Here is a 23353-nt window from a genome sequence, read left to right as displayed (position 1 = left end):
AGACTGGAGAGCCATGAGTGATTCAGCAGTCGTCGGCGACGATTCCCTCCGCAAGGTCGCCGTGGTGACCGGTGCCAGTTCGGGCATCGGCGAGGCGGCGGCCCGCGCCTTGGCCCGCGACGGGTATCACGTCGTCGTCGGCGCGCGCCGCACCGATCGGATCGAGGCGCTCGCCGCCGAGATCGGCGGCCGCGCACAGCGTCTCGATGTGACGGACGATCAGTCGGTCGAAGCGTTCATCGCCTCGCTCGATCGTGTCGACGTCCTGATCAACAACGCGGGCGGTGCGAAGGGGGTGGCGTCGGTGGCCGATGCCGACCTCGACGATTGGCGGTGGATGTGGGAGACCAACGTCCTCGGCACCCTGCGCGTGACCAAGGGACTGCTGCCGTTGCTGGAGGACTCGGGGGACGGACTCATCGTGACGATCACGTCGATCGCCGCGATCGAGGCCTACGACAACGGTTCCGGCTACACTTCGGCCAAACACGGTCAGGCGGTGCTGCATCGCACGCTGCGTCCGGAACTGCTGGGCAAGCCGATACGACTCACCGAGATCCTGCCCGGCATGGTCGAGACCGAGTTCTCGCTGGTCCGCTTCAGTGGCGACGAGGCACGCGCCGACGCCGTGTACGAGGGTCTGACCCCGCTGGTGGCCGAGGACGTCGCCGAGGTGATCTCGTTCGTCGCGTCCCGCCCGCCGCACGTGAACCTCGATCAGATCCGCCTCATGCCGCGCGATCAGGCAAGCGCCCGCCGCAACATCACGACCGGATAGCGCGCAGGTAGGCGACCGTCGACAGGACCTGCGCCACCTCGTCGGGGTCGGCGATGCGGAACTTGGCCCCGGTGGCGCCGCCGCCGACCTTGACACTGACGTCGCCCGGCAGATTCAGGTGGGCGAAGGCCTTCTCGTCGGTGATGTCGTCGCCGAGGTAGAGGACGGCCTGTGCGTGCACCCGGTCGCGCAGCCGATCGAGGGCGTGACCTTTGCTCGTCTCGATGACGGCGAGTTCGATGACGGCCTTGCCGTGCGTCACGTACACGCCGTCCCACGCGGCCGGTCCATCGACGGCGAGTGCCAGTGCGGCGCGGGCGTCGTCATCGGATGCGTTCCGCACGTGCAGGGTGGTGCTCGCCGGTTTCGTCTCCACACTGGTACCGGGGAATCGTGCGGAGATGGAATCGAACTCGGCGATGACAGACTTCAGGAGGGCCTGCTGTTCCGCGGTGACGGGATCGTCGAATCCGGCCTCGAACTCGGCGCCGTGACTGCCGACGAGCGTCACCGGTTCGCGCAGACCCGACAATGCGGCGAGGTCGGCGCGGGCCCGACCGGACACGAGGGCGGCCCAGGTGCCGGGCAGGTCGGCGGCGGCGCGCAGCGCGTCGATCGACTCGGCGTTCGGCACGGCGTCCTCGGGCCGCGAGACGATCGGAGCGACGCAGCCGTCGTAGTCGGAGGCGATCAGCACGCGGTCGAGCGAGGCGAACTCGGCGAGGGCGTCGCCCAGCGGCGTCGCCCGTGCGGTGGGGCTCACCGGGTCGACTCGTTCTCCGCGGCGGCTCCGGCCAGACACTGCAGGAAGCTCCGCGACCACAGGTCGACATCGAAATCGACGACCTGCCGGTGCAGGGCGGCCATCCGCTCACGCCGTCGATCGGCCGGATCGGTCGCCGCGGCGACGATCATGTCCTGCACGTCGCGTGGATCGTACGGGTTCACCAGGTACGCCCGATCCATCTCGGCGGCCGCGCCGGTGAACTCGCTGAGCACCAGCGCCCCGCCCAGATCGGAGCGGGCGGCCGCGTACTCCTTGGCCACCAGGTTCATACCGTCGCGCAGTGGCGTCACGAGCATGACGTCCGCGGCGCGGAAGTAGGCGAGGAGTTCGTCGCGGGCCACGGGCCGCAGCAGATAGCGGATCGGCGGCGACGCGACGGTACCGTGTGTCCCGTTGATGTGGGCGACGGCGCGTTCGATGCGCCCGCGCACGGCGATGTAGCTGTCGACGTTCTCTCGGCTCGGGCTCGCCAGCTGGACGAACACGGTGTCGGCGGGGTCGAGCCGGCCCGCGGCGAACAGCGCGTCGAGGGCGTCGAGCCGGACGTCAATGCCCTTGGTGTAGTCGAGGCGGTCCACCCCCAACAGGATCGTCGACGGATTCCCGAGCTCGGCGCGGATCTGAGCAGCACGATCGGTGGTGGCGGCGGCCTGCTCCGCGACGTTCGCGGCGTCGATCGAGATGGGGAACGATCCCACGCGGACCGTTCGTCCGCCGTCTCGAATGGCGCCGAGACCGTCGCGCACGCCGACCGGATCGCGGGAGGCGTCGAGCTTCAGGACGCGGCGGACCAGTGTCAGGAAGTTCTCGGCGCCGCCGGGCAGATGGAAGCCGATGAGGTCGGCGCCCAACAGTCCACGCAGGAGCTCCTCCCGCCAGGGGAGTCGGGTGAACAGCTCATACGGCGGGAACGGGATGTGCAGGAAGAAGCCGATCCGCAGATCGGGACGCAGGTCGCGGAGCATCTGCGGCACCAGCTGCAGCTGGTAGTCGTGGATCCACACCGTGGCGCCGCGGTCGGCGGCATCGGCCGCGGCCTGCGCGAACTTCCGATTGACCTCGACGTACGTCGACCACCAGTCGTGGTCGAAGACCGGTTCCACGAGCAGGTCGTGATACAGCGGCCACAGGGTCGAATTGGCGAAACCCTCGTAGTAATCGGCGATCTCGGCCTCGGTCAACGGCACCGACGTGAGGTCGATGCCGTCGACTCGCGGGTCGTCGGTGGAGTTCGGGGCCCCGCTCCAGCCGACCCACGCACCCGAGTGCGTCGCCAGGGTCGGTGTCAGCGCTGTGACGAGCCCGCCGGGCGCACGCTTGTACGTGACGGTCCCATCGGGCTCGATCCGTTTGTCGACCGGTAGGCGGTTGGCTACGACGACGAAGTCAGCCATGTCGAATCAGGCGGCGGGCTCGTCCGGCGAGATTCCCAGCATCGACATGAGCATCCGGCACTCGTCGGCGTCGGTCGCGTAGCTCGCGACGACGCGCCGCGCGGCCAGCGCCGTCTCGTCGGCCACGGGGGCCAGTTCGTCGTCTGCGGCGTTGTCTTGGGTCTTAGCAGGCATGTACCAGATGCTACCTCGACCGGCTCAGCCGTTCCGTTCCGCGTTGGCGACGATCGCGTCGCGGACGTACCGCGCCAGCCCGGGTTCGAGGTCGTCATAGGTGGCCGTGAACCGCGGGTCGTCGACGTACATCTGGCCCAGGCAGCGGTGGAACTCGTGGTCGCAGTCGTAGAACCAGGTGTTCATGTGGATTCTGGCCTGTTCGGCGGCGGCGACGGCGGTGTCGCCGTCGGCCGGTTCGCCCGCCCGCTTGGCCGCGATGAAGGCGTCGTTCGACGCGTCCTGTTCCCGCTTGATCTGTGTCCAGTCCGCCTTGGTGTACGTCGCGGTGCGGGCCCGGGACTGCGCCCACTTGTCGGTGTCTCCCCATCGCTGCTCCGCTTCGGCCTGATACTCGTCGGAGAATCCGTCGCCGAACAGTTCGCGCATGTCTTCGTCGGTGGCCGGGGTGTCGTTCATCTCTCGCTCCAATGCGTGATCGATCGCGACGACGAGCTCGTCGAGCTCATCGCGTCTGGCGGTGACGACGGCACGCTGACGGCGCAGATGCTCGACGGCGTCGTCGGATCCGTCGAGGAGTCCGGCGATCTGATCGAGCGGCGTCTCGAGCCGCCGGTACACCACGATCTGCTGCAGCCGGACCAGATCGTCCCGTGTGTACAGGCGGTATCCGGCCGCGGATCGGTGCGTGGGACGGAGCAGTCCGATCTCGTCGTAGTGGTGCAGTGTCCGCACCGTCACGCCCGAGAGGTCGGCCAGCCGACCCACCGTCCACATGGTGTTCTCGTGTGTCATCGTCACACCGTCGATCGTCGTGCCTCACGTCGCGTGAGGGTCAAGTCCCGGGTTCGGATCTGTTTCGCGGTGCTCGCCGGCTCGCCGGTTTGCGCAGGTCGGGGCGGTAGGGGATGCGGATGAGTTTGCTGGGAAGTCGGGGTTTGCGCAGCGAGCGGGCCAGGAACTCGCCGAAGGTGACGCCCGCGGCGAGGGCACATCCGGTGGTGAGCGCGGCCGCGACCTGTCCGAAGCCGACCACCGACTGTCCGCTCATGATGCCGTACAGGCCGCGGTAGATCGCCAGACCGGGCAGCAGCGGGGTGATGCCCGCGACAGCGACGACGAGTGGCGGGGTGAGTGCGCGGCGGGCGGCGAGACCACCCACGAGGCCGACGACGACGGCGGCCGTCGCCGCGCTGAGGATGGCGCCGGTGTCGGTGAGGGCGAAGCCGAACGCCACCGCGGAGGCGACGAGTCCGGCGCCGAACGCCACGGGGATCGCTCGCCGTTCGGCGTAGCTGCCGACGGCGAACGCGCCGGCCGCGATGGCGCCGCCGACGATGCGGGCGGGCATGTCTGCCGGGCCGAACGGCGTCTGCGTCGTCAGTCCGGGGAGGATCACGTCCATCGCCTCCACCGCGCGCAGCGCCAACGCGACCCCGGCCAGGATGCCGCCGGTCAGCAGGACCACTTCGGCGAACCGTGCCGTCCCGGTGATCGGCGCACCGGTGATCGCGTCCTGCACCGAGCCGACCAAGGACAACCCGGACAGCAGCACGACGATGCCGGCGGCGATGATCTGCGACGGCACGAACTCCGGGCCCAGGCCGAACGACTCGCGCCAGTGGAACAGCATCGCGGCCGGGACGACGGCGATGAATCCGCCGACGAACTGCTGGAAGAAGATCGGCGTTCCGGCGCGGGCCAGTCGCCGGTTCAGACTCACGATCACCAACGTGGTGAGCAGGGCGGTGAGGCCGACGACGAAGGTGCCGCCGAGAAGGATCGAGATACCGAGCGCCATGGCGCCCCAGCCCCCCGTCGCCACCCAGTACGGATACGGGTGCGGTGCCCGGTAGATCTCGTCGACGATGCCGTGCGCGGTGGCCGGGGTGATCGCCAACTGTCGGATGCGTCGCACGAGTCGGTCCACGTGCGCCAACCGGGTGAAGTCGATGGATCGGGCGTGGACGGTTCGCAGGCAGGTGACCGGCGGCAGCGAGTTCCCCCGTTGCGCGCTGACGATGATGGAGTTGAACGTCACATCGATGTCGACGTCGTCGAGGCCGTAGATGCCCGCGACGAAGGCGATCTGGCGTTCGGTGTCGATGGCGCCGGTACCCGAGTCGAGCAGGACCGCGCCGATCTTCGCGGCGAGGTCGAGCACCTCGGTGATCGCCGCCTCGTCGTCCATGGCGATCGGTCGTCGGGGAGCGACGACGATGCTGCCAGGCTCGATCGTGTCGATCGTGGCCTGGGCGCTGCCGAGAACACGGTTGAGTCCTCTGCGAAGGAACGCACGCACGTGTATGGCCTCCTCTCCGGAGATGTCGGTTCGGGTGCGTGGTGTTGCGACCACAGCCTAGTCCGGAGTGCGTGCGGGCGGCCGCTATACTTCTCCCGCACGCCTCCTTAGCTCAGTGGTAGAGCACCGCTCTTGTAAAGCGAAGGTCGTCGGTTCAATCCCGACAGGGGGCTCTCTCCGATCCCCTCCGGTATTCGCCGGAGGGGATCGCTCAGTTACACCGGGTTCGACGACTCGCGGCCGATCGCGACGATTGGATTCTCAGAGGCGAATTCCAGGGTCGTCTCAGACTGCGCCCGTACGTTCGCTGAGGTGACTACGAGTGCAGAAGACTTCATCACCACGCGCACCCTCGACGGATGGTCGCGCACCAACCGGGCCCGCGCCGCCGTGCTGGCCACCGACGATGTCGAGACCATCGCGCGGGCGGTCACGCGGGTCGCCGAGGAGAACGCCGACGCGCCTCGTCACCTGCGACACGGCGTGATCGCGCGCGGGCTCGGCCGCTCGTACAACGAGTCGGCGCAGAACCGAGCCGGCCTCACCGTCGACATGACCGCGCTCGACACCGTCCACGACATCGACCACGACGCGCTGATCGTCGACGTCGACGCGGGTGTCAGCCTCGACGCGCTGCTTCGCAGACTCGTGCCGCTCGGTCTGTGGTTGCCCGTTCTCCCGGGCACCCGACAGGTGACCGTCGGCGGCGCCATCGCCCACGACGTGCACGGTAAGAGTCATCACAGCAGCGGCAGTTTCGGCGATCAGGTGGCCGATCTGGACCTCCTGGTCGCCGACGGCCGGATCCTGCGGTTGGCGCCCGACGGAACGGTCGACGATCCGGACGGTGCGCTGTACTGGGCCACCGTCGCCGGGCTCGGTCTGACCGGCATCGTGCTGCGCGCCCGACTTCGCCTGCAGCGCACCGAGACCGCGTACTTCCTGGCCGACGGAGCGGTGACCGGCTGCGTCGAGGAGTCCGTCGAACTCCATCGGTCCGGATGGGGTGAGGAGGCCGAGTACAGCGCGGGCTGGTTCGACGCGGTGTCGACCGTCCCCAAACTGGGGCGCGGCTACTTCACCCGGGGCCGCCTGGCCACCGTCGACGAGCTGCCGACCAAGCTGCGACGCAATCCGCTCGAGTTCGACGCCCCGCAGTACCTCACGGTGCCCGACGTCTTCCCGAGCGGATTGGGCAACCGATTCACCTTCGGTCTGATGAGCCAGGCCTACTTCCGCACCGGTTCCGCCTATACCGGCCGGATTCACAACATCACCGGTTTCCTGCACCCGCTCGACATCATGGGCGAGTGGAACCGCTTCTACGGGCGCAGTGGATTCCTGCAGTATCAGTTCGTCCTTCCGCGCGGGGGACTCGACGCGTTCGCGCCGCTGCTGCGCGCGGTGCGACGGTCCGGCCACGCGAGCTTCCTGAACGTTCTCAAGATGTTCGGTGACGGCAACCGCGCGCCGCTGTCGTTTCCGACGCCGGGCATGACGGCCACCTTCGATTTCGCGATCGGCCGCGGCCTCGACCGCCTCGTCGCCGATCTGGACGCCCTTGTCCTCGATGCCGGCGGTCGTCTCTATTCCGCCAAGGACTCGGCGACCTCGGCCGCGACATTCCACGCGATGTACCCACGCCTGGACGAGTGGATGGCCGTGCGACGGGGCATCGACCCGACCGGTGTGTTCGTCTCCGATATGGCCAAGCGGCTGGAGCTGGTGTGAGGCGAGGTCAGTACAGGGCGATCAGGTCCGTGCGCAGATCTTCTTGCGGCGTCGACGACGGGTCGTTGAGGTAGATCTCGATCGTCGCGCGGGGGGTCGAGCCGCCGTTGGCCGAGTGCACCTCCATCAGCGACTCCCAGGCCGAGCCGAGGCCGTCGAAACCGCCGATGTGGCTCATGATGAGCGCCTTGCCGGACGGGAAGACCTCGTTGGCGATGTCGCCGTAGTCGTCCGGGTCCACCGGGGCGGACACCGGGAAGCCGATGGTGAGGTCGAAGACGTCGGTCGGGTCGCCCTCGTACATCGCGAACGGCGGACCGATCGGACGGGTCTGGGCGAGGAGCTGGAACGACTCGTCGAAGATGTCGCGGAGGTCGTCCACGCGCACATCGTAGAAGCGTTGGGTGACGACGGCGATCCCGTCGGGAAGCGTCACTTCCATCGGCTGCAGGAACGAGTCTTCGCGGAAGAACAGCGGGATGCTCACGCCGACGAGCTTACTGACTGTTCACGCGGCACAATAGACGGTGTGATTTCCGATGATCTGGTCGTCGACACCTCCCATGGACCGATCCGCGGCATCGCCACCGAGTCGATCGACGTCTGGAAGGGTGTCGCGTACGCGCGGCCGCCGGTCGGCGAACTGCGGTGGCGTCACGCCGTCGAACCCGACTATCACGCCGATGTGGTGCCCGCCGACACCTTCGGTCCGGTCTGTCCGCAGCCGGTGATGCAGGTGATCGAGTTGGCCGAGGGCACTCGGCAGGAGGAGGACTGCCTCTACCTGAACGTCGCGACGCCTCGCGGGGCCGCTGCCAGTGATGCGCAGCTGCCGGTGATGGTGTGGATTCACGGCGGAGCGTATCTGTGCGGTGCCGGCTCGCAGCCGATGTACAACCCGGTCTCGCTGATCCGGGCGGGCAACGCGGCAGGCACCCCGACCGTGGTGGTGACCGTGAACTACCGGCTCGGGGCGTTCGGCTTCACCGATCTGTCGGCGTGGTCGACGTCCGATCAGACGTACGAGTCCAACTGCGGGATGTCCGACGTCCTGGCGGCGCTGCGCTGGGTGCGCGCGAACATCGCCGGTTTCGGCGGCGATCCGTCGAATGTGACGGTGTTCGGCGAGTCCGCGGGCGGCGGCGTCGTCACCACCCTGCTGACGATGCCCGCCGCGCAGGGGCTGTTCCGGCGGGCCATCGCGCAGAGCTCCCCGGCGACCAGCGTGTACGGGCCCGAACGCGGCGAGAAGTACGCCGAACTGATGCTCGCTCCGATGCCGCAGGAGAAGGTGCGCCCGCACATGCTGCGCTCGGTGCCGGTCGGCGCCCTCGTCGCCGGGTCGCAGCACACGTTCCTGCAGGTGCCGCGCGAGTTCCCCGGAACCATCGCGCACACCCCGATCATCGACGGCGATCTGATTCCGGACGATCCGCTGCGGGTCTACGACTCCGACGAGTCGCTGCCGGTCCCGCTGCTGATCGGCACCAACCGGCATGAGACGTCGTTGTTCAAGTGGATGTCGTCGCCGTTGATGCCGGTCAAATCCGAGCATGTGGACGCGATGTTCGCGCACATCGGCACCGAGCAGCCGGATCTGCCCGTACCCGAATCGGATCATCTCGACGAGTCGTACCAGCACGTGAAGGCGCGGGTGCGCAGCATGGCGATCTCCCGCGACATCGGTTTCCGGATGCCCGCACTGTGGATCGCCGAGGCGCACCATCGTCAGGCGCCTGTGCACCTGTACCGATTCGACTGGGCCACACCGTTGCTGAGATTCATCGGGTTCGGGGCGGCGCATGCGACGGAGCTGCCGTACGTGTGGGGCAATCCGGCGTCGACCAAGCGGGATCCGATGTACCGCCTCGGCGGACGTGCCACGGGCGAGGCGGTGCAGCGCAGAGTGCAGCGCCGATGGCTGAACTTCGCGGCGAGCGGCGATCCGCGGGTCGGCGGCGGCGTCGAGGCTCCGTGGGACCCGTACACCGACGACCGTCACGCATCGTTGAAGATCGGTGCGGACGACGAAGCCGCACTCGGCCTCGACGACGCGATGCTCCAGGCATGGGGCGAGGAGGTGCTGAGTTTCTCATGAGCGGTGTGCGCAGACATGGTTCGCAGAAGCTGTTCGACGGTGGATTCGCCTACAGCGCGGAGGTGCCCGACGGTGCCGTGCTGTACACGGCAGGCATCTCTCCGCTCGATCGAGACGGGCGGATCGTCGCTCCCGACGAACCGGTGATGCAGACCGAGTACGCGCTCGCGCACCTGCACACGGTGCTCGTCGAACGCGGAGCGAGCAGAGCCGACATCGCCAAGCTGACCGTGTACGTCGCGACGTCCGACCGCGCCGACCTGGCCGCCGTGTGGACCGCTGTCGACGCCGAGTTCGACGGCCGCACCCCGCCCGCGGTGATGGTCGCTGTGACCGTCCTGCCGTATCCGGGGCAGCGGGTGGAACTCGACGTCGTTGCGGCATTGCCGTGAGCAGACCGTTCGTCGACGACGCCCAGCGGCGGGCGCGGATGCAGCGCCGGCATCTGCTGGCCGGTGAGGGTCTCGACTCCGCTCGACCGGCGGAGCGCGTGGTCCAGGTGGCCGACGCCCTGGTCGGTCTGCACGCGACCACACCGTCGACGGTGCACGTCTCGGTGTGGGCGCGGTCGGGCGCCGTGCGACCCGACGACGTCGACGCCGCGCTCTACGCCGACCGTTCGTTGGTGAAGCAGTTGGCGATGCGTCGGACGCTGTTCGTGATGAGTCGACCGATCCTGGCCGACGCGGTCGGGGCGATCGGCAGTCGCGTCGCCGCGTCCGAACGGACCAACATGCTGCGAGACCTGCGGCGAGAAGACGGTCCGGCCGATCCCGAAGGCTGGATCGAAGCCGGGCGTACAGCTGTCCTCGATCTGTTGGACGGCCGCGAGATGACATCGTCGGACATACGGAAGGCACTGCCGGAGTTCGACATCGGGATCATGCGCGACCTCGGGAAGAAGTGGGGCGGATCGTCGCCGATGCTGCCGCGGCTGCTCAACCACCTCGCCGCGGCCGGTGACGTGGTCCGCGGCTCCAATCTCGCCGGGTGGTTCGCCTCCAGGCCGGAGTGGACGTCGATGTCGTCGTGGCTCGGTGAGCCGCTCGTCGCGGTGGGCCCGGACGAGGGTCATCGCGACCTCATCGCGCGGTGGCTGCGTGCGTTCGGTCCCGGCACCGAGACCGACATCGTGTGGTGGCTCGGCTCCACCAAGACCGCGGTCCGCAAGGCACTCGCCGCACTCGACGTCGTCGAGGTGGAACTGGAGTCGGGAGAGGTCGGGTACCTGCTCGCCGACGACGTCGCCCCGGTCGATCCGGTGCCGCCGCGTGCGCTTCTGCTGCCGGGGTTGGACCCGACGACGATGGGGTGGAAGCAACGCGACTTCTATCTGGCGGATCGGCACGTGAAGCATCTGTTCGACACGACCGGCAACGGCGGTCAGACGGCGTGGTGGGACGGCCGCATCGTCGGCGGTTGGGTGCAGGACGACGACCGCATCCGTTGTCAACTGCTGGAGGACGTTCCGCCCGAAGGCGTTCGGGCGCTCGGGGAACGAGCCGTCGAATTGGCGGCGTGGCTCGGCGACGTTCGGCTGACGCAGGGCGTGTTCGCATCGCCGATGATGCGGAGGTGATCAGAACGGCGGTGGGGCGGCCGAGTCGAGGTCGGCCGCGCGAGCCGTCGCCTCGCATGCGGTGACATATCGGCGGCGGGACCGGATCTGCATCCGATACGCGTGCTTGGCCTTGGTCCGCGACCTCGACCGGGACGGCTGATCGGCGTCGTCGACCACACCCGGGGCGACGGGCTCGCCGTGCCGACACGGCACCGACCCCACCTCCGGCAGCAACCACATGTTCCGGGCCCGCGACCGCACCGTGTACCCCGTCGGCGTCGTCACCTCCGACCAGATGACGCCGTTCGCGTCGATGATCTGGTCATCGATCCACCCGTCCGCGAACGTCTTGTACAGGTGGTGCAGACGGCACTTGCTGTTGAGATTGCACGGGCATGTCGCACCACCGGCAGCCGGATCCTCATGATTGAACTCGACGACATGATCGAGATCTGACTTCCATGCCGGGCGCTCGCACCCGGGTTCGCTGCACACACCGTGCACGGCGCGGACCGCGGTATCGCATGCCGCCGTCGGCCGATACGGATTACCCGCCTGCGCCGCACCATCAGCCAGACCCGCGATGTCCAACGGCCGCAGGATCGCATCCCCACGAGCAGCAACCTCCCGGACGTGATGCGGGTCGATCACACCGAACCCGTCCATCCACCCCGCCTTGTCGGCGTCCCCGGCGATCGTGGCGGCATCGGCGACCACGTGGACCACGATCTTGGCGAGCGCGGCGGCGATCTCCTCGGCCGGCGCGGTGACCGGGCAGTCGTCGCGCCCACACGCGCACGCGAACCGACCCCCGGTCAACAACGCGACCGCTGCATCATGACGACGCTCGGCCTTACCCCGCGGGTCATGCTTGCACGCGGTCTCGGCCACCGCGGTCAGCGACGTGTCGATACGAGCCGCGTCCTCCGGCGACGTCGAGATCGCCACATCCGAACCGTCGACCTCATGCGAGACCGTCACGCCCTTACCGCGCGCTTCGCGCTTGGCGCGCAATCCGTCCGGATCGAGCTCAGCAACCGCACGACGCGCCGACTGGTCGGCATCCCCGCGTGACACACCGCCCATCTCGGCCAGATCCGCCGCCGTGGTCGCATCGATCGCGGCCACCAGGTCGGGGCCCTCGACACCGGTCACCTGCAAGATCACCGCATCGAACGCGGCGACACCGATCACCCCGTCCCGCAACAACCGGGCGACCTGCGGCAGACGTTCGACGGCTTCGGTCGCGTGATGGACCTGACGATCGGCCGCGCCGGCCGACACACACAAAGACACCGCCACCTCCCGCGAGACCGACGCGAACACGTCGACCACTCGCAGATCCACCGCATCCAACCCCACACCAGCCGCCGCGGCCGCACTGACCAGCATCCGGTACACCGTCTGGAACCGTTCGAACATCGCAGCACCCTCGATCGCCCGCAGATCATGCAGACGAGCACCACCATCCTCACCGGCGATCCTGAAACGATCGAGATCGATACCCACACCGTTCGTCATGATCACCACCCCGTTCCTTCAAAGAACCGGTCCAGCTGATCGAGCAGACCGAACGTTCATCGAACTGATGTTCTAAGTATAGATCAATGAAGTGATGAGAACAACAGTAATATCGAAAGAACGTTCTAAATCAGAAGGGTGTGCGTTCACAGGAACCTCCCAGCCTTCGGTCAGCGCCGATGCAGAAGCAGCGGGCATAGTGGGGAACTATGGTCGATACCCCTGCCGCCAAGATCCTCGTCGTCGACGATGAGGAGAACATTCGTGAACTGCTCACGGTCTCTCTGAAATTCCAGGGGCACGAGGTCAAGAGTGCGGCCGACGGCCCGGCGGCCATCGACATCGCACGCACCTACAAGCCCGACATTCTGATTCTGGACGTGATGATGCCCGGAATGGACGGATTCGGCCTCCTGCGCCGTCTCCGTGCGGACGGCATCGATGCGCCGGCGTTGTTCCTGTCGGCACGTGACTCGGTTGAGGACAAGGTCAACGGACTCACCATCGGCGGCGACGACTACGTGACCAAGCCGTTCAGCCTCGAGGAGGTGATCGCCCGGATCGGAGTCCTACTGCGGCGCAACGGAAGTGGCGAGAAGGCAAGTGAGCCGTCACGCATCGTGTTCGCCGACCTCGAACTCGACGAGGACACCCACGAGGTGTTCAAGGCGGGGGAGCTGGTCGCACTCTCGCCCACCGAGTTCACGTTGCTCCGGTACTTCATGGTGAACGCGGGCACCGTCCTGTCCAAGCCGCGGATTCTCGACCACGTCTGGAACTACGACTTCGGCGGCGATGTGAACGTCGTCGAATCGTATGTCTCGTACCTGCGGCGCAAGATCGACACCGGCCCGGTCCGCCTCATCCACACCCTCCGCGGCGTCGGCTACGTGATGCGCGAGCCGCGATGAGCGGACTTCCCGCACGGATCAAGGCCATGCCGCTGCGGGTGACGTTGGTCCTGCTGACGGTCGTTCTCGTGCTCGTGGGTCTCGGTGCGTCCGGGGTGGCGGTCACCTCAGCGATGCGCAGCGACCTGGTCTCACGCGTCGACTCCGGTCTGAACGATGCGATCAACGGCTGGGCTCAGCCGCGGGGGCCCCGCGAGATCGACGAACCCGGGCCACCCGGGCCGAGGCGACCACCGTCCCAGTACTTCGTGGCCACGGCCCTGCCCAATGGATTCGAGATCACCTTCAACGACTTCGGGTCGGTACCCGATCTGTCCGCGTTGCCCGCGGGCAACGCTGCGCCGAGCACCGTCGATTCGGTGGGCAGCGGACCGAAATGGCGTGCGGTGAAGAGCACCTCGGACGGTGTCGTCAGCGTCGTCGCGATCCCTCTCTCGGACGTCGACGCGACCATGACCAGGCTCATCTGGCTGCAGGTCGGAGTGGGACTGATCGTCGTGCTCCTCATCGGCGGCCTCAGCTACCTGTTGGTGCGCACGAGTCTGCGTCCGCTGCGCCGCGTCGAGGAGACCGCGCATGCGATCGCCGGCGGTGATCTGAACCGGCGCGTCCCGCCGAGACCGGCGAACACCGAAGTCGGCAGCCTCGGCGAGTCGGTCAACTCGATGCTGGCGCAGATCCAGGGCGCGTTCGCGGCGACTGCGGCGTCCGAACAGCAGGCGCGAGCGTCCGAAGAGAAGATGCGACGGTTCGTCGCCGACGCGTCGCATGAGCTGCGGACCCCGCTCACCTCGATCAAAGGTTTCGCCGAACTCATGTCGATCGGTGCCGCTCCCGATCCGAGCGATGCGGTGCGACGTATCTCCGGCGAGGCCGATCGCATGACAATGCTCGTCGAAGACCTTCTCGTGCTGGCTCGACTGGACGCGCAGCGGCCGCTCGACCTGGCACTGGTCGACGTGCTTCCGCTGCTCACCGATTCGGTGGAGGCGACCCGGGCGTCCGCTCCGGGACGTCGGATCGACTTGGATCTGAACGGATTCGACCCGGCGACGATGGTCTCCGGCGACCGGCTGCGCCTACGGCAAGTCCTCGGGAACCTCCTCGGGAACGCCATCGCGCACACCGACGGCGACATCTCGGTCACCGCGCGGATCGACGAGGGCGACGTCGTCGTTGAGGTGTCCGATCACGGACCCGGACTCACCGACGAGGAACGCGACCACGTGTTCGAGCGCTTCTATCGCGGTGACCCGTCGCGCCATCGCGACGCGACCGGGTCGGGGAGCGGCCTCGGGCTGTCGATCGTGGCCGCGCTCGTCCACGCGCACGGCGGTCGCGTCGGCGTCCGATCGGAGCCCGGTGAGGGCGCCTGCTTCTGGTTCGCGCTCCCGCGCGCGGAAGAGTCTGCCCCACAGTAGTGTCGAGTACATGGCTTCGGTTTTCACGCACATCATCAACGGCGACCTGCCCGGGCGATTCGTCTGGAAGGACGGCACGGCGGTCGCGTTCCTCACCATTAACCCGGTGACCCCGGGCCACGTGCTCGTGGTGCCCCGCAAGGAGATCGATCACTGGGAGCAGATCGACACCCCGACCTTCACGCACATGACCGAGGTCTCGCAGAAGATCGGACGCGCCGTGAAAGATGCGTTCGACGCCCCGCGAATGGGCCTGCTCATCGCCGGTCTCGAGGTGCCGCACCTGCACATCCACGTGTTCCCGGCGAACTCGCTGGAGACCTTCGATCTGACCAAGGCCGACCAGAACCCGTCGCCCGAATCGCTCGACGACGCCGCGGCCAAGATCCGCGAGAGCCTGCGCGGACTCGGCTACGCGGAGTACGTGGCCGACTGACTGCTCACACCGTCTGGTGCACCAGTAACGGCAGCACCGCTGTCGCACCCGCCTCGCGCAGTGACGCCGCGGCGAGGGTGACCGCCCACCCGGACGACGTCTCGTCGACGACCAGCAGTACCGCTTGGCCCGCGGCGTCGACGGGCCCCGGGCCGAGGTGGTCGCGCCAGTAGGCGGCCTCGGTCGCACTCGTCGCATCGCGGCTCGGCACCGGACCGACGACCACCGGATACGACCCTCCCGGTCTGCGGCCGACAGACCGAAGGCGCTGTGCGAGATCCGCGGCCAGATCGCCGCCGGTCAGATCGAGGGAGAAGATCGCCTCGGGTCGGATCCCGCCGCGTCGGCCCCAGTCACCGAGCACGCTGACCGCGGTCTCGGCCAACTGCTCGCGGGCGGCGGCGTCGCCGCGTTTCGCACCGTCGAGGATGTCGCCCCATTGCGGCGCGTCGGCGAACGCCAATACGCGCCCGGCCTCGGCGGCGAGGTCCGGCGGGATACGGCCGCGTCGACCGAACGATCCACCAGGCCACATCTTGCGCGGCGCGAGGATCTGCGCATCCTTGCGCAGCACCGCCGACAGCGTCGCCACCGTCTCGTCCCGCGGACGCGGATTGAGCCCGGGCGTCAGCTCGCCGCGGCACACCGAGCAACGACCGCAGTCCTGTGCGGCCGGATCGTCGAGCGATTCGGTCAGCAGCCTCATCAGGCACTTCTCGCCGTGAACGAAAGCGCGCATGATGTCGGCCTCGCGCTGGCGGACGGCGACCACACCCTCGTAGTGGGCGGCGTCGTACACGTACGGCCTGCCCGTCGCGGCCCATCCGTCGGCAGTGCGCTCGACGACACCGTCGACGGCGAGCTGCTTCACCGCCAGCTCCACCTTGCCGCGGCGGATGCCCGTCTCGGCTTCGAGAGTCGGCACGCTCACCGGGCCGCCCGCGTCGCGCATCGCTTCGAGGAGTCGGTCCATGCGTTTCGGATCGGGAATCGTCGCGGTGGCGAAGTAGTCCCAGATCGCGTCGTCTAGACGCGAGGCGAGGAGCACCACCACCGCATCGTCGAGCGCACGGCCCGCACGACCCACCTGCTGGTAGTACGCCACCGGCGACGGCGGAGCGCCCACGTGCACGACGAATCCGAGGTCGGGCTTGTCGAAGCCCATGCCGAGCGCCGACGTCGCGACCAGGGCCTTGACCCGGTTCTCCAGCAGAGCGTCCTCGAGCGCATGTCGTTCGTCGGGCGGGAGCTGTCCGGTATAAGCGGCCACCGGGAAGTCGTCGCCGTGCACGGCGCGGATCGCCGTCACCAGCCGGTCCGCGTCGGCGACGGTCAGCACGTAGATGATGCCGGACCCGGGCAGATACGGCGTCTCCTCGGCCACCCAGCCGTACCGCTGGATCGGCGAGAGACCGTCGACGACGTTGAGCTGCAACGACTTGCGTGCCAGCGGCCCGCGCAGGACCAGGGTGGCCTCGCCGAGTTGCGCGGCGACGTCGTCGGTGACGCGCTGATTGGCGGTCGCGGTGGTCGCGAGGACCGAGGTCTGCGGATTCAGATTCTGCAGCACATCGGACACGCGGCGGTAGTCGGGGCGGAAGTCGTGACCCCAGTCGGAGATGGCGTGCGCCTCGTCGATGACGACCAGCCCGAGTCGCCCGGCGAGCGCGTTGAGCACCCGCGCGCCGAAGCCGGGGTTGGCCAGGCGCTCCGGCGACACGAGAAGCACGTCGAGGTTCCCGGCCAGCAGATCCGCCTCGATGAGCGACCACTCGTCGATGTTCCCCGAGTTGAGTGTCGCCGCCGTGAGCCCGGCGCGGCCCGCGGCCGCGACCTGATCGCGCATGAGTGACAGCAGCGGCGAGACGATCAGTGTCGGTCCGCCTCCCGTCGACCGGATCACCGCCGTCGCCGCCCAGTACACGGCCGATTTTCCCCAACCGGTGGCCTGCACGACGAGGGCTCGCGCACCCGGCGACGCGAGCGTCGCGACCGCGGTCTCCTGATCGTCGCGGAGCCTCGCTTCGGGGCCGGCGAGCGAGGTGATGACGCGGTCGGCGACCTCGCGCTGGGCGTCAGTGAGAACGATGGGTGAGCTCATGGCGTTCACGGTATCGGCGAGGACCGACAGCGTCGAATGCGTTGTCCACAGGTCGGTTCTTGCGTTGGAGTGCACTCCAGGTCTTACCGTTTGATCATGCCCACAGACGACGATCTCTCCATCGCCGACGTCTCCGCCCGCACGGGGCTGACGCGCGACACTCTGCGCTGGTACGAATCCGAAGGACTGATCCCGGCCGTGCCGCGGACGTCCGCCGGAGTCCGCCGCTACGACGAACGCACGGTCCGCATGATCGAACTGCTCGTCCGCCTCCGCCGCACCGGCATGCCGGTCGCCGTGATGCGCGACTTCGTGACGATGGTCGAGCAGGGCGCACGCACCCACGGGCGACGGATGCGCCTGCTCCAGGACCATCGCGAGGAGATCGAGTCCCGCATCCGTGAACTCGTCGACGATCTCGACTCCGTCGACGCCAAGATCGACCACTACCGGCGACTCATCGATGCCGGACTCGACTGCACCGAAGAGACGATCACCGACCCCGACGAGCTCACCGAGCAGCGTCGCACGGACTTCTGACAATCAAGGAGTAGAAGACACATGCACACCATCAGCCTCGGCGACGGTCTACAGACCTCCGCCCTCGGGTTCGGCGCCATGGCCGTGACCCACGTGTACGGAGGCGCCGACGACCATGCGGCGCTGGGCGTACTGAACGCGGCCGTCGACACCGGAGTCACGTTCATCGACACCGCCGACGTCTACGGCGAACCCGAACCCGGTACCACCGGCCCGGCGGGAACCAACGAGAAGCTCGTCGCTCGACTGCTCGCCGACCGTCGCGACGAGGTGACGCTCGCGACCAAGTTCGGCATCACCGGACTCGGCGGCACGGAGGGCGCCAAGGCCACCCGCGGCGACGCCGACTATGTGCGCGCCTCCTGCGACGCATCGCTGCGTCGTCTCGGCACGGACGTCATCGACCTCTGGTACCTGCACCGTCGTGATCCGGACGTGCCGGTCGCCGAGACCGTCGCGGCGATGGCCGAGATGGTCGGCGCGGGCAAGGTGCGTCACCTCGGACTGTCGGAGGTCACCGCGTCCGAACTGCGCGAAGCGCACGCCGTGCACCCGATCGCGGCGGTGCAGAGCGAATGGAGCGTCTGGTCGCGCGACGTCGAGACCAACGTCGTCCCCGCCTGCGCGGAACTCGGCGTCGGCTTCGTCCCGTACTCGCCGCTCGGCCGCGGGTTCCTCACCGGAACCCTCACCCGGGACCAGGTCGCGGCAGACCGACGCGGCAGCACGGCGCGGATCGGCGACAACTGGGACGCCAACCAGCGGGTGCTCGCGGTCGTCGCCGACGTCGCTTCCCGCCTGGGCGTCACCAACGCGCAGGCCGTACTGGCCTGGCTCCATGCCGCGGGCGAGCGAGCCGGTGTCGCGACCGCTCCGATCCCGGGCACCCGATCGCCGCATCGACTGGCCGAGAACGCGGCCGCCGTCGACGTGGTCCTCGACGCCGATGCGATCGCAGCGCTCGACTCGATCGCCGACCTGGTGGCCGGCGGCCGCAACATCGCCGCCGACCCGGCCTGGATCTCGGCGGGTCGCGAATGACCGTCATCCCGGCGTCGCACAGCGACCTGCTGACCCGACCCCTGTACGCACACCTGGGCACCATCCGACTCGACGGGACGCCTCAGGTGAATCCGATGTGGTTCTCGTGGGACGTACCGCTACCTCGAGGTGCGCGGCGTCGTCGAACGCATCGACAACGATTTCGACGGCGAGTTCTTCGCCTCGCTCGCCGACCGGTACGGACTCGAGATGGACGGACCTCCGGGCGACGTCGCACACCGCATCGTCCCGGTGATGCGTCCGACGGCGACGAGCAGTCAGTAGCGTCGATCGGCCGCGCGGAACCGATCCGAAGGTGTCTTCAGCCCGTTGTCCTGGAGCTTCCGACGTCGTTGTTCGACAAGTCGGGAAGGGCTTCACCCTGTCTCGGGTCCAACCGGCTGTGCGGTACCCGTTGAACGGTCTGATGCGCGCCGACCGATCAGTTTCGCGTCTCCCCGCGGTCTATAACGGTGTCAGCACGTCACGACAGACACGGAAGGCACCGTCATGAACCGCAAGACGACCGCGCACCTGTTCCACTCCCTGAACGGAGTCGTAGAGAGTCCTAACCTCTGGCAGTTCGACGCGTTCGGACCCGAGGAGGGCCTGATGATGGCCGAGACCATAGGTCCGGTGACCGATGTCGTCATCGGTCGCAAGCTCTGGCAGGAGTGGTCGGAGTACTGGCCCGGCACCGAGGACCCGTTCGGCGAATGGATCAACCCGGTCCGCAAGCACGTCGTCTCGTCGACGCTGTCGGGCGACCTGACGTGGAACAGCACGGTGATCGACGGCGACCCGGTCGAGTACGTCCGCGGCCTGCGTGAGCAGGGCGACGGCGACATCTCCGTGGTGGGCGGGATCGACACGGTCCGCTCGCTGTTCCTGGCCGGTCTGATCGACGAGCTGACCCTCACCGTCCACCCGGTCATCGCCGGTGAAGGACGTCGACTGTTCGACGACTCCGTGCCGCAGACCCGCCTGGAGTTGATCCGCGCGGCACAGACGAGTGCGGGCAACGCGATCCTGACGTATCGCCTGCGCTGACGCGTCCCTGAGTCGCACTCAGGGATCTCACAGGTCGGTCGCAGAGGCGTCGGAGGTTCGGCGGCGAATCTTGCTGGCATGACGACAACACTCGAACCCGAGCGGGAACCGGAGGCGGCCGCCGTCGCCGCATCCGGACCGCCGGTCCTGGACATCGTGATCCCCGTCTACAACGAGGAAGACGATCTGGGGCCGGCGGTCGCGCGCCTGGCCGATCACCTCCACACACATGTCCCCTATCCGGCGCGGATCACCGTGGCCGACAACGCCAGCACCGATGGGACGCTCGCCGTCGCGAAGGAACTCGCGGCGCGGTACGACGACGTCCGCGTGGTGCACCTCTCGCGCAAGGGACGCGGCGGTGCCCTCAACACGGTGTGGCGGACCAGCGACGCCGAGATCGTCGCCTACTGCGACGTCGACCTCTCGACCGACCTCAACGCGCTGATGCCGCTCATCGCGCCGCTGGTCTCCGGCCACTCCGACATCGCGATCGGCACCCGCCTCGCGTACTCCTCACGTGTGGTCCGCGGTCCTAAACGAGAAGCGATCTCGCGGTGCTACAACCTGCTGCTGCGCACGACCATGCGCGCTCACTTCTCCGACGCCCAGTGCGGATTCAAGGCGATGCGAGCCGATGTCGCCCGCCGTCTGCTGCCGTATGTGGAGGACACCGGCTGGTTCTTCGACACCGAACTGCTGATGCTCGCCGAACGCGTCGGACTCCGCATCGCCGAGGTCCCCGTCGACTGGACCGACGACCCGGACAGCTCGGTCGACATCGTCGCCACCGCCGTCGCCGACCTGAAGGGCTGCGCACGCGTGGCCTGGGCGTTGGCCCGGGGGCGGCTCCCGATCGCCGAACTGCGCGCGAGCCTCGGACGTGATCGGCACCCCGGACCCGACGTCGCGGGCGTCCCGCACGGCATGGTGGGCCAAGTGGTCCGATTCTGCGCGGTCGGCATCGCATCGACCGGCGCCTACGCACTGCTGTATCTGCTTCTGCACTCAGTGCTCGGTGCGCAGGCCGCGAACTTCGTCGCCCTCGCGCTGACCGCGATCGCCAATACGGCGGTCAACCGACGATTCACTTTCGGCATCCGCGGACGGCACCGAGTGCTCCGCGACCAGCTGGTCGGTCTGGCCGTGTTCGGCTTCGGCTGGGCGGTCACCGCGATCAGCCTCCTCGTGCTGCATCGAGCCGCGCCCGACGCCGGACGACTCGTCGAACTCGCGGTGCTGGTGATCGCGAACCTCGTCGCCACGGCCACCCGGTTCGTCGGCCTGCGCACGCTCTTCTCGACCCGAACGGGGGACTCCGCATGACCACCGTCGCACTGCATGCACTCGGCCGCGATGACGGCCCGCCCGCCTCGACCGCGTCCGGCACTCGGGCGAGGGATGCGACCGGTCCGTCGAGACGCGTCACCGGGCTGTCCCTGGCCGCCCTCCTAGTGAGTACGGCGGTCCTCTACCTCTGGAACCTCTCGGCGAACGGCTGGGCCAACTCCTTCTACACGGCGGCCATCCAGGCCGGATCGCAGTCGTGGAAGGCGTGGTTCTTCGGCTCGTCCGATATGGCGAACTCCATCACCGTCGACAAACCGCCGGCGTCCCTATGGATTCCGGGCCTCTCCGTGCGGATGTTCGGGCTCAGTCCGTGGTCGGTCCTCGTCCCCGAAGTGCTGATGGGGGTCGCCTCGGTGGCCCTGCTGTATGTCATCACCCGCCGGGTGCTCGGTCATTGGGCAGGCATCGGCGCGGGCGTGGTCCTCGCGTTGACACCGGTCGCGGCCATGATGTTCCGCTTCGACAATCCCGAAGCCCTGCTCATCCTGCTGATGATCGCCGCGTGCGGTGCGCTGCTGCGGGCCGCCGAGACGGGTCGACTCCGGTGGATGATCGCCGCGGGTCTCGCGATCGGCTTCGGCTTCCTCGCCAAACAACTCGAAGTGATGCTGATCGTCCCGGCGATGGTGCTCGTGTACTTCGCCGCCGCCCCCGGTTCGTGGCTGCGTCGCATCGGTCACCTGCTGGTCGCACTCGGATCGCTGATCGTCGGTGCGGGCTGGTGGATCCTCGCCGTCACTCTGTGGCCGGCGTCGAGCCGCCCGTACATCGGCGGCTCCCAGAACAATTCGATCCTCGAACTGACCCTGGGCTACAACGGATTCGGTCGATTGTCCGGAAACGAGGAGGGCAGCGTGGTGCCCGGCGGCGGTATGGGCGAGCGCGCCGGCCGATTCGCCGAGATGGGATTCGGTCAGGGTGGCCCCGGTGGTCAGGGCGGGCCCGGCGGCGGCCCGGGCGGCGGCATGTGGGGGCAAACCGGCATCTGGCGCATGTTCGACGCCGAGCAGGGCGGCCAGATCGCCTGGTTGATACCGGCTGCGCTCATCGTCTTCGTGGCAGCGCTCGTGGTGATCGGTCGTGCGCCGCGCACGGACCGTCGTCGCGCGTTCCTGTTGCTCTTCGCGGGCTGGCTGCTCACGATGGCGGGCACGTTCAGCTTCATGGCGGGCATCTTCCACAGCTATTACACGGCGGCACTCGCTCCCGCGATCGCGGCGGTCCTCGCCGGTTCGCTCGCGGTCCTGTGGCCCCGGCGGGGCAAGGTCTGGGTGCGCGTGGTGCTCGCCGCCGCGACCTGGGCGACGGCGGGCTGGGGATTCGCACTGCTCGCACGATCGCCGGAGTTCGTCGGGTGGTTGCGGTGGCTGGTCCTGGTGGTCGGGATCGTCGCGGGCGGCCTGCTGTTGATCGGTCCGGGCGCCCGATGGACGCACCGGGTGGCGACAGTCGCCGCGGCGGCCGCGATCGTGGCCGGACTCGCGGGTCCCACCGCCTACACGATCGACACCGTCGCCACTGCGAAACAGGGCTCGATCATCAGCGCGGGTCCGAGCGTCGACGGCGCCATGGGGTTCGGTCACGGCGGGCACGGTCCCGGCGGGCGAGGTCCCGGTGGGCGAGGCATGTCCCGGGCGGGTCAGCCGATGGGGCAGCTGCCTCCCGGAATGACGATGCCGGGCATGTCGATGCCGGGCATGTCGATGTCTGGGACGAACGGTGAAGGCTTCGGCGGCATGGGCGGTCCCGGTGGCGGGTTGCTCACCGGATCCGAGCCCAGCGACGAGCTGACCGCGATCCTTCGTACGGACGCCGACAAGTACACCTGGATCGCCGCCGCCGTGGGCTCCAACGAGGCGTCCGGCTATCAGATCGCCACCGGATACTCGGTGATGCCGATCGGTGGATTCAACGGCACCGATCCGTCGCCGACACTCGCCCAGTTCAAACAGCTCGTCGCTCAGGGCAAGATCCACTACTTCATCGGTGGCGGGCGTGAGTTCGGCGAGGGACAGGGCTTCGGCGGCGGATCGAGCGGCACGTCCGCCGAGATCCGCGAATGGGTGGAGTCGACGTTCACCTCGACCACGGTCGACGGTGTGACGCTGTACGACCTGACCGCCGAGTAGCCTCTTCCTCCGATCGCGTCCGACCGTC

Annotated in this window: 21 protein-coding genes, 1 tRNA gene and 1 pseudogene; 15 read left to right on the top strand and 8 right to left on the bottom strand. The window is 68.3% G+C overall.

Annotation, left to right across the window (positions count from 1 at the left end):
• The first annotated feature begins 13 nt into the window (after window positions 1–13).
• Window positions 14–778: an SDR family NAD(P)-dependent oxidoreductase gene (locus BKA16_RS21860; protein WP_183372650.1), complete on the top strand. Its 765-nt coding sequence runs from the start codon at window positions 14–16 to the stop codon at window positions 776–778.
• Here BKA16_RS21860 and otsB read toward each other — a convergent pair.
• From otsB to BKA16_RS21835, 5 genes are read right to left on the bottom strand one after another with little or no spacing between them, the layout of a single operon-like run.
• Window positions 765–1541, bottom strand: a complete 777-nt coding sequence (gene otsB / locus BKA16_RS21855) for a trehalose-phosphatase (protein WP_183372649.1) — start codon at window positions 1539–1541, stop codon at window positions 765–767. The genes BKA16_RS21860 and otsB overlap by 14 nt on opposite strands.
• On the bottom strand, window positions 1538–2959 hold the full coding sequence (locus BKA16_RS21850; protein ID WP_183372648.1) for an alpha,alpha-trehalose-phosphate synthase (UDP-forming): 1422 nt from the start codon (window positions 2957–2959) through the stop codon (window positions 1538–1540). The genes otsB and BKA16_RS21850 overlap by 4 nt, the downstream gene beginning before the upstream one ends.
• A 6-nt stretch (window positions 2960–2965) precedes the next feature.
• The gene (locus BKA16_RS21845; protein WP_183372647.1) at window positions 2966–3133 is read right to left on the bottom strand and encodes a hypothetical protein; all 168 of its coding nucleotides are present in this window, start codon (window positions 3131–3133) and stop codon (window positions 2966–2968) included.
• Window positions 3134–3157: 24 nt separating this feature from the next.
• Window positions 3158–3928: a MerR family transcriptional regulator gene (locus BKA16_RS21840; RefSeq protein WP_183372646.1), complete on the bottom strand. Its 771-nt coding sequence runs from the start codon at window positions 3926–3928 to the stop codon at window positions 3158–3160.
• A 40-nt stretch (window positions 3929–3968) separates the two neighbouring features.
• A complete protein-coding gene (locus BKA16_RS21835; RefSeq protein WP_183372645.1) occupies window positions 3969–5435 on the bottom strand; it encodes a threonine/serine exporter family protein in 1467 nt (488 codons plus the stop codon).
• A gap of 101 nt (window positions 5436–5536) precedes the next feature.
• On the opposite strand from BKA16_RS21835, the gene BKA16_RS21830 reads away from it, so the two are divergent.
• Window positions 5537–5608, top strand: a tRNA-Thr gene (locus tag BKA16_RS21830).
• 139 nt (window positions 5609–5747) lie between these two features.
• The gene (dprE1, locus tag BKA16_RS21825) at window positions 5748–7166 is read left to right on the top strand and encodes a decaprenylphosphoryl-beta-D-ribose oxidase (RefSeq protein ID WP_183372644.1); all 1419 of its coding nucleotides are present in this window, start codon (window positions 5748–5750) and stop codon (window positions 7164–7166) included.
• A 7-nt stretch (window positions 7167–7173) separates the two neighbouring features.
• Here the strand turns inward: dprE1 and BKA16_RS21820 are convergent, their stop codons facing one another.
• Window positions 7174–7653, bottom strand: a complete 480-nt coding sequence (locus tag BKA16_RS21820) for a GyrI-like domain-containing protein (protein WP_343067572.1) — start codon at window positions 7651–7653, stop codon at window positions 7174–7176.
• A 42-nt stretch (window positions 7654–7695) separates the two neighbouring features.
• Between BKA16_RS21820 and BKA16_RS21815 the strand changes: the two genes are divergently transcribed.
• Genes BKA16_RS21815 through BKA16_RS21805 form a run of 3 tightly spaced genes read left to right on the top strand, consistent with a single transcriptional unit; the run spans window position 7696 to window position 10843 of the window.
• The gene (locus BKA16_RS21815; protein WP_183372643.1) at window positions 7696–9264 is read left to right on the top strand and encodes a carboxylesterase family protein; all 1569 of its coding nucleotides are present in this window, start codon (window positions 7696–7698) and stop codon (window positions 9262–9264) included.
• Window positions 9261–9656, top strand: coding sequence for a RidA family protein (locus BKA16_RS21810; RefSeq protein ID WP_183372642.1), 396 nt, complete (start codon window positions 9261–9263; stop codon window positions 9654–9656). Before BKA16_RS21815 ends, BKA16_RS21810 begins: the two co-directional genes overlap by 4 nt.
• Window positions 9653–10843, top strand: a complete 1191-nt coding sequence (locus tag BKA16_RS21805) for a winged helix DNA-binding domain-containing protein (RefSeq protein WP_343067571.1) — start codon at window positions 9653–9655, stop codon at window positions 10841–10843. Before BKA16_RS21810 ends, BKA16_RS21805 begins: the two co-directional genes overlap by 4 nt.
• Here the strand turns inward: BKA16_RS21805 and BKA16_RS21800 are convergent, their stop codons facing one another.
• Entirely contained in the window at window positions 10844–12346 is a 1503-nt protein-coding gene (locus BKA16_RS21800) for a DUF222 domain-containing protein (protein ID WP_246372537.1), read from the bottom strand.
• A 209-nt stretch (window positions 12347–12555) separates the two neighbouring features.
• Here BKA16_RS21800 and BKA16_RS21795 point away from each other — a divergent pair, with 209 nt between their 5' ends.
• Genes BKA16_RS21795 through BKA16_RS21785 form a run of 3 tightly spaced genes read left to right on the top strand, consistent with a single transcriptional unit; the run spans window position 12556 to window position 15114 of the window.
• A complete protein-coding gene (locus tag BKA16_RS21795; RefSeq protein ID WP_183372640.1) occupies window positions 12556–13257 on the top strand; it encodes a response regulator transcription factor in 702 nt (233 codons plus the stop codon).
• Window positions 13254–14678 (top strand): sensor histidine kinase, encoded by a 1425-nt coding sequence (locus BKA16_RS21790; RefSeq protein WP_183372639.1) that lies wholly within the window; start codon window positions 13254–13256, stop codon window positions 14676–14678. Before BKA16_RS21795 ends, BKA16_RS21790 begins: the two co-directional genes overlap by 4 nt.
• A 10-nt stretch (window positions 14679–14688) precedes the next feature.
• Window positions 14689–15114, top strand: coding sequence for an HIT family protein (locus BKA16_RS21785; protein WP_183372638.1), 426 nt, complete (start codon window positions 14689–14691; stop codon window positions 15112–15114).
• 4 nt (window positions 15115–15118) lie between these two features.
• Here BKA16_RS21785 and BKA16_RS21780 read toward each other — a convergent pair whose 3' ends face one another.
• Window positions 15119–17215 (bottom strand): RecQ family ATP-dependent DNA helicase, encoded by a 2097-nt coding sequence (locus tag BKA16_RS21780; protein WP_183372637.1) that lies wholly within the window; start codon window positions 17213–17215, stop codon window positions 15119–15121.
• Between the two features lie 96 nt (window positions 17216–17311).
• Between BKA16_RS21780 and BKA16_RS21775 the strand changes: the two genes are divergently transcribed.
• The 6 genes and pseudogenes from BKA16_RS21775 to BKA16_RS21750 all read left to right on the top strand — a co-directional run bounded on the left by BKA16_RS21775 (window position 17312) and on the right by BKA16_RS21750 (window position 23325).
• Window positions 17312–17755, top strand: coding sequence for a MerR family transcriptional regulator (locus BKA16_RS21775; protein WP_183372636.1), 444 nt, complete (start codon window positions 17312–17314; stop codon window positions 17753–17755).
• Window positions 17756–17776: 21 nt separating this feature from the next.
• A complete protein-coding gene (locus BKA16_RS21770; RefSeq protein WP_183372635.1) occupies window positions 17777–18796 on the top strand; it encodes an aldo/keto reductase in 1020 nt (339 codons plus the stop codon).
• Window positions 18793–19081: pseudogene (locus tag BKA16_RS21765) on the top strand (pyridoxamine 5'-phosphate oxidase family protein). Before BKA16_RS21770 ends, BKA16_RS21765 begins: the two are co-directional and overlap by 4 nt.
• Before the next feature lie 225 nt (window positions 19082–19306).
• Entirely contained in the window at window positions 19307–19846 is a 540-nt protein-coding gene (locus BKA16_RS21760; RefSeq protein WP_183372634.1) for a dihydrofolate reductase family protein, read from the top strand.
• A gap of 78 nt (window positions 19847–19924) precedes the next feature.
• Window positions 19925–21172, top strand: coding sequence for a bifunctional glycosyltransferase family 2/GtrA family protein (locus BKA16_RS21755; protein ID WP_183372633.1), 1248 nt, complete (start codon window positions 19925–19927; stop codon window positions 21170–21172).
• A complete protein-coding gene (locus BKA16_RS21750) occupies window positions 21169–23325 on the top strand; it encodes an ArnT family glycosyltransferase (protein ID WP_183372632.1) in 2157 nt (718 codons plus the stop codon). Before BKA16_RS21755 ends, BKA16_RS21750 begins: the two co-directional genes overlap by 4 nt.
• Window positions 23326–23353: the final 28 nt, after the last annotated feature.

It is taken from the genome of Gordonia humi (assembly GCF_014197435.1).
Lineage (GTDB): Bacteria > Actinomycetota > Actinomycetes > Mycobacteriales > Mycobacteriaceae > Gordonia > Gordonia humi.
This window is presented reverse-complemented; position numbering and strand designations above follow the sequence as displayed.